We start from the raw sequence: 13789 nt of genomic DNA, 5'->3' as shown, positions 1-13789 counted from the left end.
GCAAGCCTATGTGCCTACTATTTGTCGCTTACCAAGCGAATCCCCGGTTTCCGCTGATCGTCGCCGCCAATCGCGACGAGTTCTACGCCCGCCCCACCCAGCCCCTCACGCAATGGCCTGAGCGCCCGCGTATTTACGCCGGACGCGATTTGCAGGAAGGCGGAACCTGGATGGGCGCAACCACCAACGGCCGTTTCGCCGCCATCACCAATCACCGTTCCGGCCCCCGCGAAGCGGCGCAACTTTCTCGTGGCGCTCTGGTCAGAAGCTTTCTGGAGTCGGAATTGTCAGTGGACGATTTCGCCGCCGCCCTGGAGCCGACCAGTCACTCCTATGGCGGTTTCAACTTGATGATGCTCGCAGGCTCCACTCTGGCTTATTTCAGCAATCGCAAGGAGCCTCAATATCAGCGCTTAACGCCAGGCATATACGGTTTGAGCAACGGATTTTTGAATACGCCCTGGCCCAAGTTAACCGCCGGCAAGCGCCGATTCGCCACTGCGATCAATGGACCGAATCAGGATGAGCTCTGGACGTTACTGGCGGATGACGCCGCCGCGCCGGACTATCTGTTGCCGGATACGGGCGTTGGGGTTGAGGTCGAGCGGTTGCTGTCCTCCGCCTTTATTACCTCGAAGGATTACGGCACTCGCAGCAGTACGCTGCTGCTGCATGATGCCAACGGCGTTACGCAAATGTGGGAAAAGACGTTTGAGAAGGGCGTATACCAGAGTGAAGTCAGCCTTTCTTTTCCTTCTCCTCTCGCCGCTCCCGCAACTGCCGGGTCTGACACTTGAGGACATGCTGAATCAGGATTTCCTGATTCTGTTCTTCAATGTCCGTGAAATCCGCCCGCAGGACAAAGCCGTCTTTGTCCTCGTCGTCAGCTCTGGGCTTGTCGCAGGCAATAACGAGCGCGCGCAGGGACATGGAGATATTGCTGGGATATAAGATCATGTGGAGTTGCAGCGTCACGCCGACATCCAGGTGATCCTCCACCGGAAAAGCAATGCCACAGGCGCTGAGATTGACCCGCTTGGCCCGTCGGGGCTCCGACCATACGCCGTCACTGCGGTTTTCCAGGGTCAGCGCCAGATTGATCTTGCGGTTGAACAGCTCAAGCATGTGAGCCAACCCGGCGTTCGCCGCCCGCATGCTCTCCAGCGCTTTGGAGATATCATTCTCCAGCGTCAACAGAGAGGCCGAACTAACGTGGGATTCCGATGACTCTTTCTCCGCCGCCTCTCCACGCTGCAATACCCGATACGCCAAACCTACTGTATCGCTAATGCGAAAGAAGCGACGTCTTTCATCTAACTCAGACATAGACTCTCACCCGCGCTCATACGCCAATACTCTCATGCGCCTCCTGCTTTTTGCTCCCATCTCGTCTCTCTATTTATACGCTTTCGCCCAATCTAAAGCGAACCGCTCAACTATCAGCCAGATCAGAATATTTCGTCCGGCGCCAAGCCCTGCCACTCTTCCGATTGATCACTGGGCAAAATGCCTGGGGCGACATCTCTCGCCTTCTGAATTTCTTTCTTGGTTTCAGCATCCAGAGGCTGTTGCAGAATAATTTCCACCCGTCGGTTGCGAGCGCGGTTTTCCGCCGAGTCGTTCGGCGCCAGAGGTTTCGTGTCTGCATAACCGGCGACGCTGAAACGGGAGGGGTCCAGCTCTCCCGACTCAAACAACGCATGGGCTACTTCCAGCGCCCGAGCAGCGGAGAGATCCCAATTGGAGCGAAACCGGGCGGTGTGAATGGGAATACTGTCCGAATGCCCTTCCACCGCGATACTGCCGTCCATCGACTTGAGCAGTTCCACCAGCTTGTCTATCACCGGATAAAACTCTGGATTCAAATTCGCAGAACCGCTATTGAACGAGCCTTTCTCCTGCACACGGATGACAATCTTGCGTCCCCGGGTCTCCACTTCAACCTGATTGTTGCGAACCTCCGCCTCCAGCGCAGAAGCCAGGGTGATGGCGTCGTTCTCCGTCTCCTCCACCAACATCTTGATCTTTTCCAGCACAATATCGCTGAGCTCTTCCCCTTTTATCTTCGGACACTCTTCCTTCAAGGCGTCAGCCACCTGCTGTTCGCAGAGCTGCTCCAGGTTGGGCAGTTCCATCTGGGTTTGCTGCATGATGGTCTGCAACGGCGTTGGGTCAGGTTTACCGGGACTGAACTCCTGGGCGATGATGCTGGTGCCTTTGGGAATATTGTCCACATTGACGACAGCCTGCACGCCGAAGGCTTCCCGCATGGAGCCGGCCAGACGTTTGAACTTGAGCGCATCCATCTCCGAAAAAGACAGCAGCAGCACAAAGAAACACATCAGCAAGGACATCAAATCGGCGAAAGTCGCCATCCAGGCAGGCAGCCCGGGAGGACATTCGCACTTTTGCTCTTCTTCGTCACTCATTGGCGCAACTCCCGTCAGGCTTCTTCAGTCTGACGTTTACCTTCAGGCAGATAGGTGCGCAGCATGGTCTCAATCACGCGTGGGTTCTGCCCCGCCTGAATCGCCAACAGAGCGTCGATGATCATGGACTTGATCTGCTCTTCCTCCCCCATTCTCAATTTCAATTTATCCGCAACTGGAATCGCCAACATATTCGCCAACATGGCGCCGTAAAGCGTTGTAAGTAGCGCAACAGCCATCGCTGGCCCGATAGACTTAGGGTCATCCATATTGGACAACATCGCCACCAACCCCACCAATGTGCCGATCATTCCCATCGCCGGAGCCACATCTCCCATGGCGGTGAATACGGATGAGCCTTGCTTATGCCGGTCCACGGTAAGATTACGGTCTTTAGTCAGCAACGCTTTCACCACATCGCCATCGTGACCGTCTATCAGCAGTTGAATGCCTTTGGAGAGAAACGCGTTGGGAATTTCCTTACCTTCCAGAGAGAGCAAGCCGCCTTTTCTGGCGGCGTCCGCCAGTTCCACGACCTGCTCGATCAATTCTTCGGGCTTATCCAGCTTGAACATAAAAGCCTTGGCCGCCACCTTGCCCGCGCTAAGGAATTGACCAAGCGAAAACTTCATCAAAACAACCAATAGCGTGCCGCCAAATACAATGAGAAGCGACGGCACATCAACAAACATTCCAATTGAGCCGCCTAACATCATCGCCATCGTCACGATCGCGAAACCGCCGATGAGGCCCAAAAGCGTAGCTAAATCCACAAAGCGCTCCTTTACGGGTGGACAGTACAGAATAAACCCAGAGGACGCCGGCGCTGGAACAGGCCGCGCCGGGCTTCCCCAAAGTATAGACAGGGAATTTAAAAACTGCTGACTTATCCGGGTGTTAGTTTGTTGAAACGAACGCCTGCAAAGCCCGGCGCGACTGAATTTTAACGGCGACCGATTGACCCTGGCGACGCTCTCAGGTAGGGTGGCTCTGCGCAAAAACCCGGCATAAGAACACCATGACTGAAAAAAACGCCAACTCTGATGTAAGCCCCTCCACCAGCGGCTCAACGCCCGATTTCGAAGACGCATTACAACGTCTGGAAGTACTGGTGAGAAAGCTGGAGCAAGGCGATCTTAAACTGGAAGAGGCTCTGGTCGCTTTTGAAGAAGGCGTCCAACTTACTCGCCACTGCCAAACCGCCTTGCAGACTGCGGAACAAAAGGTTCAACAGTTAATTGAAGAGCGCGGAACCTCGCTAACCAAACCTTTTGACCAGAATGACGCCGAAGACTGATTCTCTCGACGACTTTTTCCAGCGTAACCGCGCCCAGATCGACCAAGCCCTAGCCAACCTGCTCCCCAATCCGGAAGGCCCCAAGGCCAGGCTGAATGAGGCTATGCGTTATTGCGTGCTTAACGGCGGCAAGCGCGTGCGTCCTTTATTATTGCTCGCTACGACGGAAGCGCTGGGGGGAGACCTGCAACAGGCGTTGCCCGCCTGCTGCGCGGTAGAGCTGATTCACGCCTACTCTCTAGTGCATGACGATTTACCGGCCATGGACGACGATTCTCTACGCCGGGGTAAACCCACCTGCCATATCGCTTTCGACGAAGCCACCGCCATCCTGGTCGGCGACGGCCTGCAAACGCTGGCGTTCAGCGCACTCACCGAGCCCTCTGGAGCATCCGCGGATAGCATGCTGCAAATGGTGCGGGAACTCGCCCGCGCCAGTGGACATCTGGGAATGGTTGGCGGACAAGCCATCGATATCTATTCGGAAGGCCATACACTCAAGCTCGAAGAGTTGGAGCGCATGCACCTGGAAAAAACCGGCGCGTTGATAGAGGCGAGCATCGTATTGGGCGCACTGTCCAGCGGTCGGGCTGATGCTGAAACCATTGAAGGCTTACGCCGCTTCGCGCAGGCCATTGGCTTGGCGTTCCAGGTTCGTGACGACATCATCGACGTGGAAAGCGACACCAGCGTATTGGGCAAAACCGCTGGGAAAGACGCGGAGCGTAACAAACCCACGTACACGTCTCTGTTGGGCCTTGAACCGGCGAAACTGAAAGCGCGCCAGTTGTATGACGAAGCCCTCGCGCAGCTGCAGGCGCTGGGATTGCAGAACTCCCGCTTACAGGATCTTGCCAGCTTCATGATCGAGCGCACGCATTGATCGCCAATTGCCCGTGTTCTCCACCCCAACATCGCTTATAATGGCCGATTGCTTTTATAGGCAAATTTTTTGCGTCCGAGGCTATGATCCGGCGGCTAATCCCTTAGAACCGAGCGACTACAACTGCAAGAATGCAAAAACCATACGTATTTCAAGAAATTCCAGTGCACCGGCCCAACACGCCGCTGCTCGACAAAATCGACTCTCCGGCCCAACTGCGTCTTCTCAATGAAGCCGAACTCCTGCAGTTGGCGCACGAACTACGTGCATTTTTGCTGTACAGCGTAGGCCAGTCCGGCGGCCATTTCGGCGCAGGCCTTGGCGTGGTGGAGTTAACCGTAGCCCTGCACTACGCCTTCAACACTCCCGACGACCGACTGGTTTGGGACGTGGGCCATCAGGCTTACCCCCACAAAATACTTACCGGCCGCCGTGAGCAAATGCTCACTATTCGTCAAAAGGATGGTCTCGCCGCTTTTCCTCGCCGCGAAGAAAGCCCATATGACACCTTTGGCGTTGGCCACTCCAGCACGTCTATCAGCGCCGCACTGGGCATGGCGATCGCTGCGCGCATGCAGAACCAGCCCCGGAAAGCCATCGCCGTCATCGGCGACGGCGCCATGACCGCCGGTATGGCGTTCGAGGCTTTGAACCACGCCGCCGACACCAAAGCGGACCTGCTGGTGATTCTGAACGACAACGACATGTCGATTTCCCGCAATGTCGGCGGGCTCTCCAACTATTTCGCCCGTTTGCTGGCGAGCAAGACTTACAACCAGATGCGCGACAGCGGCAAGCGTGTGCTGCAGGGCGCGCCGGGTCTGATGGAGCTGGCTCGCAAAACAGAAGAGCACTTCAAAGGCATGGTCGCTCCAGGCACTCTGTTCGAGGAGCTTGGCTTTAACTATATCGGTCCCATAGACGGCCACGATCTGCCTCGTCTGGTGGAGACCCTGAACAATATCAAGGAACTGAGCGGGCCTCAGTTTCTGCATGTGGTCACGAAAAAGGGCAAAGGCTTCGCCCACGCGGAAAGCGACCCTATTGGCTATCACGCCATCAATAAAATTGAACCTAAGCTCAAGGTGCAGGACACCGCTAAAGCGCCGAAAAAGCCGCGATACTCCAATATTTTTGGGCAATGGTTGTGCGACATGGCGGAACAGGACCCCAGTCTGGTGGGCATCACTCCCGCCATGTGCGAAGGCTCCGATCTGATCGAGTTCTCCAAACGTTTTCCTGAGCGTTATTACGATGTCGCCATCGCAGAGCAGCATGCAGTGACGTTAGCCGCAGGCCTGGCTTGCGACGGAGCCAAGCCGGTAGTGGCCATTTACTCCACCTTCCTGCAGCGCGCCTACGATCAGCTCATTCACGATGTCGCGATTCAGAATCTGGATGTGCTTTTCGCGATTGATCGCGCGGGCCTGGTCGGCGAAGACGGCCCTACTCACGCGGGCAGCTTCGATCTCACCTACCTGCGCTGCATCCCCAATATGGTGATCATGGCGCCGTCGGATGAAGATGAAACCCGCAAAATGCTGACTACCGGGCATCAATTCAAAGGTCCCGCTGCAGTGCGCTACCCCAGAGGCAACGGACCAGGCGCGGAAATCAGCCCAGGGCTTGAGTCATTGGAGATAGGCAAAGCCAACCAGCGTCGCCGTGGCGCGCAGACAGTCATCCTGAACTTTGGCGCTTTGTTGCCTGTAGCTCTGGAAGTCGCGGAAGAGAATAATTTCACCGTCGTTGATATGCGCTTTATCAAACCTCTGGATCAAAATATGATTCTGGAGATGGCGGGAAGCCATGATCTTTTGGTAACCCTTGAAGAGAATTGCATCCTTGGCGGCGCAGGCAGCGGCGTTATCGAGTTTCTCGCTTCGCAAGGCATCGCCATGCCCGTATTGCAGCTGGGTCTACCCGATGAGTTTATCGAACACGGCAAGCCTGCAGAATTGCACAAAGAAGTCGGTCTGGATACGCAAGGCATCGCCGCAGCTATCAAAAAGCGCCTGCAGAGCCTGAATCTGGCGTCGCCCAAGACTGGCGCCATCGCCTGAAAACGCAAACGGGGCGCACTATGCGCCCCGCTCAACCTTTCTCAAAACTGTCTGTCTTGAAGTCTTTTTTACTACCCGTCCGCATTATTTCGCAGCGACAACGTAATCGTCGTCTTGGTGCGTCGTCAGCAAATGCCCTAATTTGCCGGCTTTAGTGGCCAGATAGTTACGATTATGAGGATTTCTTCCCACTTCCAGAGGCACCCGCTCAACCACTTCAATTCCTAAATTAGTCAGCGAATTGACCTTGCGAGGATTGTTGGTCATCAGACGAATACGGCTTATTCCCAGGTGATACAGCATCGGTTTGCACATACTGTAGTCGCGTAAATCCGCCGCAAACCCCAGTTGCTCATTGGCTTCCACCGTATCAGCGCCCTGATCTTGCAGATTATAAGCGCGAATCTTATTCAATAAGCCAATCCCACGGCCTTCCTGGCGCAAGTACAGCAATATGCCGCGCCCTTCGGCGGCGATACTGCGCAACGCTTCGTCGAGCTGATAGCCGCAGTCACAGCGCATACTGAACAGCGCGTCACCGGTCAGGCATTCTGAGTGCGTACGCGCCAACACCGGCGCTCCGTCGCCAATATCTCCCAAAGTCAGGGCAATATGTTCTTTTTGCGTACCGGCTTCCTGGAATCCGTGCATATCGAATACACCAAAGGGAGTTGGCAGCTTGCAACTGGCGACATAGGTGACAGACACTCGATACTCTCTCTAAAACTTGGCGGGGCGGAAATTCTATCAGATGCGCCGCCCCACCCCAACACTTAGACTCATGGGCGCAATCTATGGCGTCAATAACTTACGCCAATGATTCGCCCCATAAGACTGGCGTCAACCGCCGGTCATATTCATAAAGCGTACGATCTGAGGTTCTTCCTCAAGATTAAAATAGTGCCGTTCCGGCTTAATCGCCATGGCGTCAACGATCGCCTGCTTCAATTGATCAGGTCTACCACGCAAAACTTCACGCAAATCAACGGAATGCTCATTGCCCAGACACAGCAACAGGCGCCCTTCCACGGTCACTCGAACCCGGTTACACAAATGACAGAAGTTATGGCTGTGAGGAGATATAAAGCCAATTCTGGAACCGCTATCGGACATTCTGTAATAACGAGAAGGCCCCCCTGTATTTTCACTGCAGGGAAACAGCTCATAATCCTGACTGATACGTTCACGTAATTCAGCGCTGGAAACAAAAGAAAGTTGCCGATTATGCTCTGTAATTGCGCCCAGTGGCATTTCTTCAATGAAAGAAATATCCAGCTTTTCCGCTCGCGCATATCGCACCAGGTCCATCACCTCGTCTTCATTGCGCCCGCGCAGAATCACTGCATTAAGCTTTATTCTCTCTATTCCAGCGGTTTTGGCGGCTTCGATTCCCGCCAACACTTGCTGTAAATCCCCAGTGCGGGTCAATTCTTTGAAACGATCGGGATTGAGACTGTCGAGACTGACATTGATGCGCTTGACGCCAGCTTTACGAAGATCCGGCGCCATTTTGACAAGCTGGGAGCCATTGGTAGTCAGGGTTAATTCATGCAATTCCTGCAGGCGCCCAAGCTTCTCCACCAACTCCAGAATATTACGGCGTACTAGAGGCTCTCCCCCGGTCAGCCGTAGCTTACGAACGCCAAGCTCAACAAACGCTTTGCCCACGTCATAGAGCTCTTCCAACGAAAGGATTTGTTCACGGGGAAGGAAGGTCATATCTTCCGCCATGCAGTACACACAACGAAAGTCGCACCGGTCGGTTACAGACAGCCGTACGTAATTTACTTCACGGCCAAATCGATCAATCAGGCGGGCTGAAGACATAACGAGACGCACTCCCCCTCGATAACTACCAACTCCATTTATACGCCACCTGAACTACCGAAACAAATCCGGCCCAACAGGCGGCGAACTACAAACGACGGACTCTCACCCGCCGGTCACAGGCGGAAAGAATGCGATTTCATCACCGTCTGCAACTGTCGCGCTCAAGGGAGCCATTTCCTGGTTTATGGCCGCCAGGATATTTCCCTGCCTCAAGACAGGCTCGGCTTCTGGAATCTCCGCAACCACCGCATCTAACAGCGCAGCTACATTGCTCCCGAAATCCAAAGCGGGTAACTCTATTTCAGAACGCCCCACCTGCTCCCGCAACTTCGCGAAAAACAATACCTTTATCATGGCTTACTCCTGCACCTGCCAATGGCCGCTGCGTCCGCCTTGCTTCTCCAGCAGGCGCACCGACTCGATCACCATCCCTTTATCCACCGCCTTGCACATATCATAAAGGGTCAGGGCCGCCACACTGGCCGCTGTCAGCGCTTCCATCTCCACACCAGTTTTCGCATCAAGCTTACATATCGCTTCAATGCGCACCAGGGAAGCGCTTGAATCCGCCTCCAGGTTTACTTTCACCGAAGTCAGATTAAGGCTATGGCATAGGGGGATCAGGTCAGACGTCTTTTTCGCCGCTTGAATACCTGCGATACGGGCGACAGCGAAGACATCGCCTTTCTTGTGCCGTCCTTCGGTTATCATGGCCAGGGTTTCCGGCTGCATTCGAATCAATGCCTCCGCTCGCGCTACTCTGGTTGTCGTTTCCTTATCGGAAACGTCCACCATATGCGCCGCGCCCTTCTCATCAAGATGGGTGAGTTCCGCCATCCGCACTCCTCACTCAGGTCACTAACTGGCTTGCTGCAACGCCGCGATGATCTCACGATTAGCGGCGGGAAACGCCTCGGGGTCAAGCTCATTCAGATCCAGCCAAGCAACATATTGACCTTCACGGCCTTGCGCTTCGCCAGAGAATCGGGATACGCGCCACACATCCAGCAATACATGCTTATCGGGATAGTGATGCTCTATTTGGATCAAAGGGTTTGCTGCGTCCTCAGATACATCCACTTGGACGCCAACTTCTTCAAAAAGTTCACGCTGCAACGCCGCCAAAACCGTTTCACCGGGTTCGACTTTACCGCCAGGAAACTCTAACAGCCCCCCCTGATGCAAGTGGTCAGGTCTGCGGGCCACCAACACTCTATTGTGCTGATCGAGAACCACCGCAACCGCGACATGAACAGCCTTCATTCTCCGTCTCCACAGCACCGGTCACAGCGATCAGGTGCGATATTCAGCATTGATAGTGACATATTCATGGGAGAAGTCGCATGTCCAGACAGTATCTTCTACGTCTCCGCGACCCAGATCGACTCGAATTGAAATGTCCTCAAGATCCATCACCGCTTGTCCAGCCTCTTCCGTATATGAGGCCGCCCTGGCGCCGCCCTCAACAATGCATACCTCGTTAAGGTAGATATTGATGCGATCAACCTCAAGATTCTGCAGGCCTGCGCGCCCAACCGCCGCCAGTATGCGGCCCCAATTAGGATCGCTGGCGAATAATGCGGTCTTGACCAATGGAGAATGGGCGATGGTGTAGGCGACATCAAGCGCTTCGCTAAGCGCCGCCGCGCCCTGAACGTTGACGGCGACGAACTTGGTCGCTCCTTCCGCGTCCCTGACAATAGCGTGAGCAAGCCGTTGCATTAAGCCATCCAACGCTTCCTGGAATGGCCGCCAAAGCTCAGCATTCGCCTCAGTAAATCTCGGTGCGCCGGAACGCCCTGTCGCCACCAGTACACAAGCGTCATTGGTGGAGGTATCTCCATCTACGGTGATGCGATTAAAAGATTTATTGGCGGCGGTAGTCAGCATGCGTTGCAGCAGTTCCGGCTCGATATCTGCGTCCGTCGCGACGAAGCCCAGCATTGTGGCCATATTCGGCTTAATCATCCCAGCGCCTTTACTGACGCCGCTGATATGAACCGCCACGCCATCAATTTCAAGACGCACAGTGGCGCCTTTAGGCCGGGTATCCGTCGTCATTATCCCTTGAGCAGCCTCAGCCCAGGCGTTGTCACTGAGATTACCCAGCGCGCTGGGCAACCCTGCTACGATTTTATCGACAGGCAGCGGCTCGCCAATGACCCCCGTGGAAAACGGCAATACTTGCTCAGACGCCACTTCGCCAAGCTGCGCCAACGTCTGACAGCATCGCATGGCGTTATCCAGACCTTGCCGACCCGTGCCCGCATTGGCGTTGCCAGTGTTGATCAGCAAGTAACGAGGCGCGCCCTCAGCAAGGTGACGCTTAGCCAGCGTGACCGGCGCAGCGCAAAAAGCATTATTGGTAAAAACAGCAGCGGTTTGCGCTCCTTCACATAGCTCAAACACCACTAAGTCTTTACGACCCGGCTTTTTAATGCCGGCGGACCCAACCCCGATACGAACGCCCGCAACAGGGTGAAACTCGGGTAAAGGCGCATGCCCCACAGCCATCTCAATTACTCCAGGCGACCATGACACTGTTTATATTTTTTGCCGGAACCACATGGGCAAGGCTCGTTACGGCCGACTTTCTTGTGGTCGCGGACATAAGGCGCGTCAGAGCTTTCATCCTGCTCTTCCGCATCGACATCTTCTTCTGACGCTTCAGGGTGAGTCGCCTGGGCGCGCTGCATTTGCTGCGCCAATGCTTCACGACGACGGCGCTCCAGCTCTTCCATTTCTTCCTGTTTCTGCACCCTGACATGGCAGATCACTCGGACTACGTCATGCTTGATGGTATCCAGCATGTTCTGGAACAGCTCAAAGGCTTCACGTTTGTATTCTTGCTTGGGGTTTTTCTGCGCGTAACCACGCAAGTGAATCCCCATACGCAGCAGGTCCATATTGGAAAGGTGCTCTTTCCACAAGGTATCCAGTACCTGCAGGAATACCTGCTTCTCGAAGTTGCGCATAACGGATGCGCCAACCACTTCTTCTTTCTCCCGATAAGAATCAACTACAGCCTGCAGGATTTTCTCGCGCAAGGTCTCTTCATGCAGACGCTTGTCTTCGTCCAGCCACTGCTGCACAGGTAAATCAACGCCGAAATCAGACTCCAATTGCTTCTCAAGCCCTGGAATATTCCACTGTTCGGCCAAACTTTGCGGCGGGATAAACTGGCTGACCGTAGCGTTGACCACGTCGCCGCGGATCGCATCGATCATTTCCGAAATATCGTCGGTCGCCATAATTTCGTTACGCTGTTCGTAAACGACATGACGCTGATCGTTCGCCACGTCATCATATTCCAGCAGCGATTTACGAATGTCGAAGTTGCGGCCTTCTACTTTACGCTGAGCTTTTTCGATAGCGTTGCTCACCATGCGGTGCTCAATCGCTTCGCCTTTCTGCATACCCAACGCCTGCATAATATTTTTCACCCGATCAGAGGCGAAAATACGCATCAGGTTATCTTCCAAAGACAGGTAGAAACGGGTCGAGCCAGGATCGCCCTGACGACCCGAACGTCCCCGTAGCTGGTTATCGATACGCCGAGACTCATGGCGCTCAGAGCCAACGACATGCAGACCACCCGCCGCGATTACTTGATCATGGCGCTTCTGCCAATCGGCTTTGAGTTGAGCGATTTGATCTGGTGTTGGATCTTCCAGCTCAGCGACGTCGGCTTCCCAGTTTCCGCCCAAGACGATGTCGGTACCGCGACCCGCCATGTTAGTGGCGATGGTGACTGCGCCAGGACGACCCGCTTGCGCAATAACATGCGCTTCACGCTCGTGCTGCTTCGCGTTCAAAACGTTGTGAGCGATGCCTTCTTTTTTCAGCATGGCCGACAAATATTCGGACGCCTCGATAGAGGCCGTACCCACCAACACAGGGCGATTTTGCGTCACTGTATCCTTGATATCGTCGATAACCGCCTGGAACTTCTCATCCACGGACAGATATACCAAGTCATTGTAATCAATACGCTTAATCGGTTTATTGGTAGGAATAACAATGACGTCCAAACCATAAATCTGGCGGAACTCGAAGGCTTCGGTATCAGCGGTGCCGGTCATACCGGCAAGCTTTTCATAAAGACGGAAGTAATTCTGGAAGGTAGTAGAAGCAAGTGTCTGGCTTTCAGCTTGGATTTTGATGCGCTCTTTCGCTTCAATCGCCTGGTGCAGACCTTCACCCCAACGGCGGCCCGGCATGGTTCTGCCTGTATGTTCGTCAACAATCACCACTTGGTCGTTCTGCACGATGTAGTCAACGTCTTTACTATATAAATGATGGGCGCGCAGAGCAGAACTGATATGGTGCAGTAGACCCAGGTTCGTGGCGGCGTAGAGACTGTCGCCTTCTTCCAGCAAACCGTTTTTGGTTAGCAGATCTTCTACATAGGAGTGGCCTGATTCCGACAACTCAACTGAGCGACTTTTCTCATCAACAGTGAAGTGCCCATCAACTGGCTGCCCTTCCTCTGGCTGCTCACCTTTCTTGAGCTGAGGAACCAACTCGTTAATCTTTCTGTACAACTCAGAGCTGTCTTCAGCTGGGCCACTGATGATCAAAGGCGTCCGCGCCTCATCAATCAGGATCGAGTCAACCTCGTCGACAATCGCAAAATGCTGCCCGCGTTGCGCCTTGTCGGTGAGGCTGAACGCCATGTTGTCACGCAGGTAATCAAAACCGAATTCGTTATTGGTTCCGTAAGTAATGTCTGATGCGTAAGCGGCGCGCTTGGTTTCACTGTCCTGCCCGCTCACCACGACGCCAACGCTCAACCCCAAATATTCGTACAGAGGTCTCATCCAGTCCGCATCACGACGCGCCAGATAATCGTTTACGGTGACTACATGTACGCCTTTCCCAGTCAGGGCATTCAAGTATACGGGAAGCGTCGCTACCAGCGTTTTACCTTCCCCGGTACGCATCTCTGCAATTTTGCCTTCATGCAGCACCATACCGCCGATCAACTGAACATCGAAATGGCGCATCCCCATCACACGCTTACCGGCCTCTCGCGCTACCGCAAAGGCTTCCGGCAACACTTGATCAAGCGTTTCTCCCTTCTCAAGTCGAGAGCGAAACTCCTGAGTTTTTGCTTTAAGAGCGGCTTCGTCTAATGCGCTGATTGACTCTTCCAGTTCGTTGATGCGTTTGACAACTTTGCCCATGCGCTTAATTTCGCGGGCATTTTTGCTGCCGAAAATTTTCCTGGCGATAGATGAAAACATAACTAACGAAATTACCTGTCTCTTTGAAGCGTTTATGGAGG

At 54.3% G+C, this 13789-nt stretch carries 14 protein-coding genes; 4 read left to right on the top strand and 10 right to left on the bottom strand.

Annotated elements, in window-relative coordinates; all coding sequences use genetic code 11:
- Positions 1-8: 8 nt before the first annotated feature.
- A complete protein-coding gene (locus ONV78_RS23420; protein WP_279506830.1) occupies positions 9-797 on the top strand; it encodes an NRDE family protein in 789 nt (262 codons plus the stop codon).
- Here ONV78_RS23420 and ONV78_RS23415 read toward each other — a convergent pair.
- The 3 genes from ONV78_RS23415 to pomA form a co-directional block, all read right to left on the bottom strand.
- The gene (locus ONV78_RS23415) at positions 739-1326 is read right to left on the bottom strand and encodes a hypothetical protein (RefSeq protein ID WP_279506828.1); all 588 of its coding nucleotides are present in this window, start codon (positions 1324-1326) and stop codon (positions 739-741) included. The two genes, ONV78_RS23420 and ONV78_RS23415, sit on opposite strands and share 59 nt — an antisense overlap.
- A 122-nt stretch (positions 1327-1448) precedes the next feature.
- Positions 1449-2429, bottom strand: a complete 981-nt coding sequence (locus ONV78_RS23410; protein WP_279506826.1) for a flagellar motor protein MotB — start codon at positions 2427-2429, stop codon at positions 1449-1451.
- Between the two features lie 14 nt (positions 2430-2443).
- Positions 2444-3202: a flagellar motor protein PomA gene (gene pomA, locus ONV78_RS23405; RefSeq protein WP_279506824.1), complete on the bottom strand. Its 759-nt coding sequence runs from the start codon at positions 3200-3202 to the stop codon at positions 2444-2446.
- Positions 3203-3447: 245 nt separating this feature from the next.
- On the opposite strand from pomA, the gene ONV78_RS23400 reads away from it, so the two are divergent.
- The 3 genes from ONV78_RS23400 (at position 3448) to dxs (ending at position 6672) form a co-directional block, all read left to right on the top strand.
- On the top strand, positions 3448-3726 hold the full coding sequence (locus ONV78_RS23400; RefSeq protein WP_279506822.1) for an exodeoxyribonuclease VII small subunit: 279 nt from the start codon (positions 3448-3450) through the stop codon (positions 3724-3726).
- Entirely contained in the window at positions 3710-4609 is a 900-nt protein-coding gene (locus ONV78_RS23395; protein ID WP_216736754.1) for a farnesyl diphosphate synthase, read from the top strand. The genes ONV78_RS23400 and ONV78_RS23395 overlap by 17 nt, the downstream gene beginning before the upstream one ends.
- Before the next feature lie 131 nt (positions 4610-4740).
- Positions 4741-6672 (top strand): 1-deoxy-D-xylulose-5-phosphate synthase, encoded by a 1932-nt coding sequence (dxs, locus tag ONV78_RS23390; protein ID WP_279506820.1) that lies wholly within the window; start codon positions 4741-4743, stop codon positions 6670-6672.
- Between the two features lie 84 nt (positions 6673-6756).
- On the opposite strand, the gene ribA is transcribed toward dxs, so the two are convergent.
- The 7 genes from ribA to secA all read right to left on the bottom strand — a co-directional run bounded on the left by ribA (position 6757) and on the right by secA (position 13748).
- Positions 6757-7380: a GTP cyclohydrolase II gene (gene ribA / locus ONV78_RS23385; protein ID WP_216736752.1), complete on the bottom strand. Its 624-nt coding sequence runs from the start codon at positions 7378-7380 to the stop codon at positions 6757-6759.
- A gap of 132 nt (positions 7381-7512) precedes the next feature.
- On the bottom strand, positions 7513-8499 hold the full coding sequence (gene moaA, locus ONV78_RS23380; RefSeq protein WP_279506819.1) for a GTP 3',8-cyclase MoaA: 987 nt from the start codon (positions 8497-8499) through the stop codon (positions 7513-7515).
- Positions 8500-8604: 105 nt separating this feature from the next.
- The gene (locus tag ONV78_RS23375; protein ID WP_279506818.1) at positions 8605-8856 is read right to left on the bottom strand and encodes a MoaD/ThiS family protein; all 252 of its coding nucleotides are present in this window, start codon (positions 8854-8856) and stop codon (positions 8605-8607) included.
- Between the two features lie 3 nt (positions 8857-8859).
- The gene (moaC, locus tag ONV78_RS23370) at positions 8860-9339 is read right to left on the bottom strand and encodes a cyclic pyranopterin monophosphate synthase MoaC (RefSeq protein WP_127968646.1); all 480 of its coding nucleotides are present in this window, start codon (positions 9337-9339) and stop codon (positions 8860-8862) included.
- 21 nt (positions 9340-9360) lie between these two features.
- Complete coding sequence (mutT, locus tag ONV78_RS23365) at positions 9361-9765, bottom strand: 8-oxo-dGTP diphosphatase MutT (protein ID WP_279506816.1); 405 nt, start codon at positions 9763-9765, stop codon at positions 9361-9363.
- Between the two features lie 30 nt (positions 9766-9795).
- Positions 9796-11016 (bottom strand): bifunctional glutamate N-acetyltransferase/amino-acid acetyltransferase ArgJ, encoded by a 1221-nt coding sequence (gene argJ, locus ONV78_RS23360; protein WP_279506813.1) that lies wholly within the window; start codon positions 11014-11016, stop codon positions 9796-9798.
- 5 nt (positions 11017-11021) lie between these two features.
- Positions 11022-13748 (bottom strand): preprotein translocase subunit SecA, encoded by a 2727-nt coding sequence (gene secA / locus ONV78_RS23355; protein ID WP_279506812.1) that lies wholly within the window; start codon positions 13746-13748, stop codon positions 11022-11024.
- Between the last annotated feature and the right edge of the window lie 41 nt (positions 13749-13789).

The organism is Hahella sp. CR1, assembly GCF_029813005.1.
Lineage (GTDB): Bacteria > Pseudomonadota > Gammaproteobacteria > Pseudomonadales > Oleiphilaceae > Hahella.
Note: the sequence above shows the minus strand (reverse complement) of the source record. Positions and strands in the feature narration are given on the sequence as shown.

Bases quoted from the DNA above. Each gene is read 5' to 3' on its own strand.
- dxs (WP_279506820.1), top strand. From the start codon at position 4,741: ATGCAAAAACCATACGTATTTCAAGAAATTCCAGTGCACCGGCCCAAC.
- secA (WP_279506812.1), bottom strand. From the start codon at position 13,748: ATGTTTTCATCTATCGCCAGGAAAATTTTCGGCAGCAAAAATGCCCGC.
- argJ (WP_279506813.1), bottom strand. From the start codon at position 11,016: ATGGCTGTGGGGCATGCGCCTTTACCCGAGTTTCACCCTGTTGCGGGC.
- moaA (WP_279506819.1), bottom strand. From the start codon at position 8,499: ATGTCTTCAGCCCGCCTGATTGATCGATTTGGCCGTGAAGTAAATTAC.
- ONV78_RS23420 (WP_279506830.1), top strand. From the start codon at position 9: ATGTGCCTACTATTTGTCGCTTACCAAGCGAATCCCCGGTTTCCGCTG.
- ONV78_RS23400 (WP_279506822.1), top strand. From the start codon at position 3,448: ATGACTGAAAAAAACGCCAACTCTGATGTAAGCCCCTCCACCAGCGGC.
- ONV78_RS23410 (WP_279506826.1), bottom strand. From the start codon at position 2,429: ATGAGTGACGAAGAAGAGCAAAAGTGCGAATGTCCTCCCGGGCTGCCT.
- ONV78_RS23375 (WP_279506818.1), bottom strand. From the start codon at position 8,856: ATGATAAAGGTATTGTTTTTCGCGAAGTTGCGGGAGCAGGTGGGGCGT.
- ONV78_RS23415 (WP_279506828.1), bottom strand. From the start codon at position 1,326: ATGTCTGAGTTAGATGAAAGACGTCGCTTCTTTCGCATTAGCGATACA.
- mutT (WP_279506816.1), bottom strand. From the start codon at position 9,765: ATGAAGGCTGTTCATGTCGCGGTTGCGGTGGTTCTCGATCAGCACAAT.
- ONV78_RS23395 (WP_216736754.1), top strand. From the start codon at position 3,710: ATGACGCCGAAGACTGATTCTCTCGACGACTTTTTCCAGCGTAACCGC.
- moaC (WP_127968646.1), bottom strand. From the start codon at position 9,339: ATGGCGGAACTCACCCATCTTGATGAGAAGGGCGCGGCGCATATGGTG.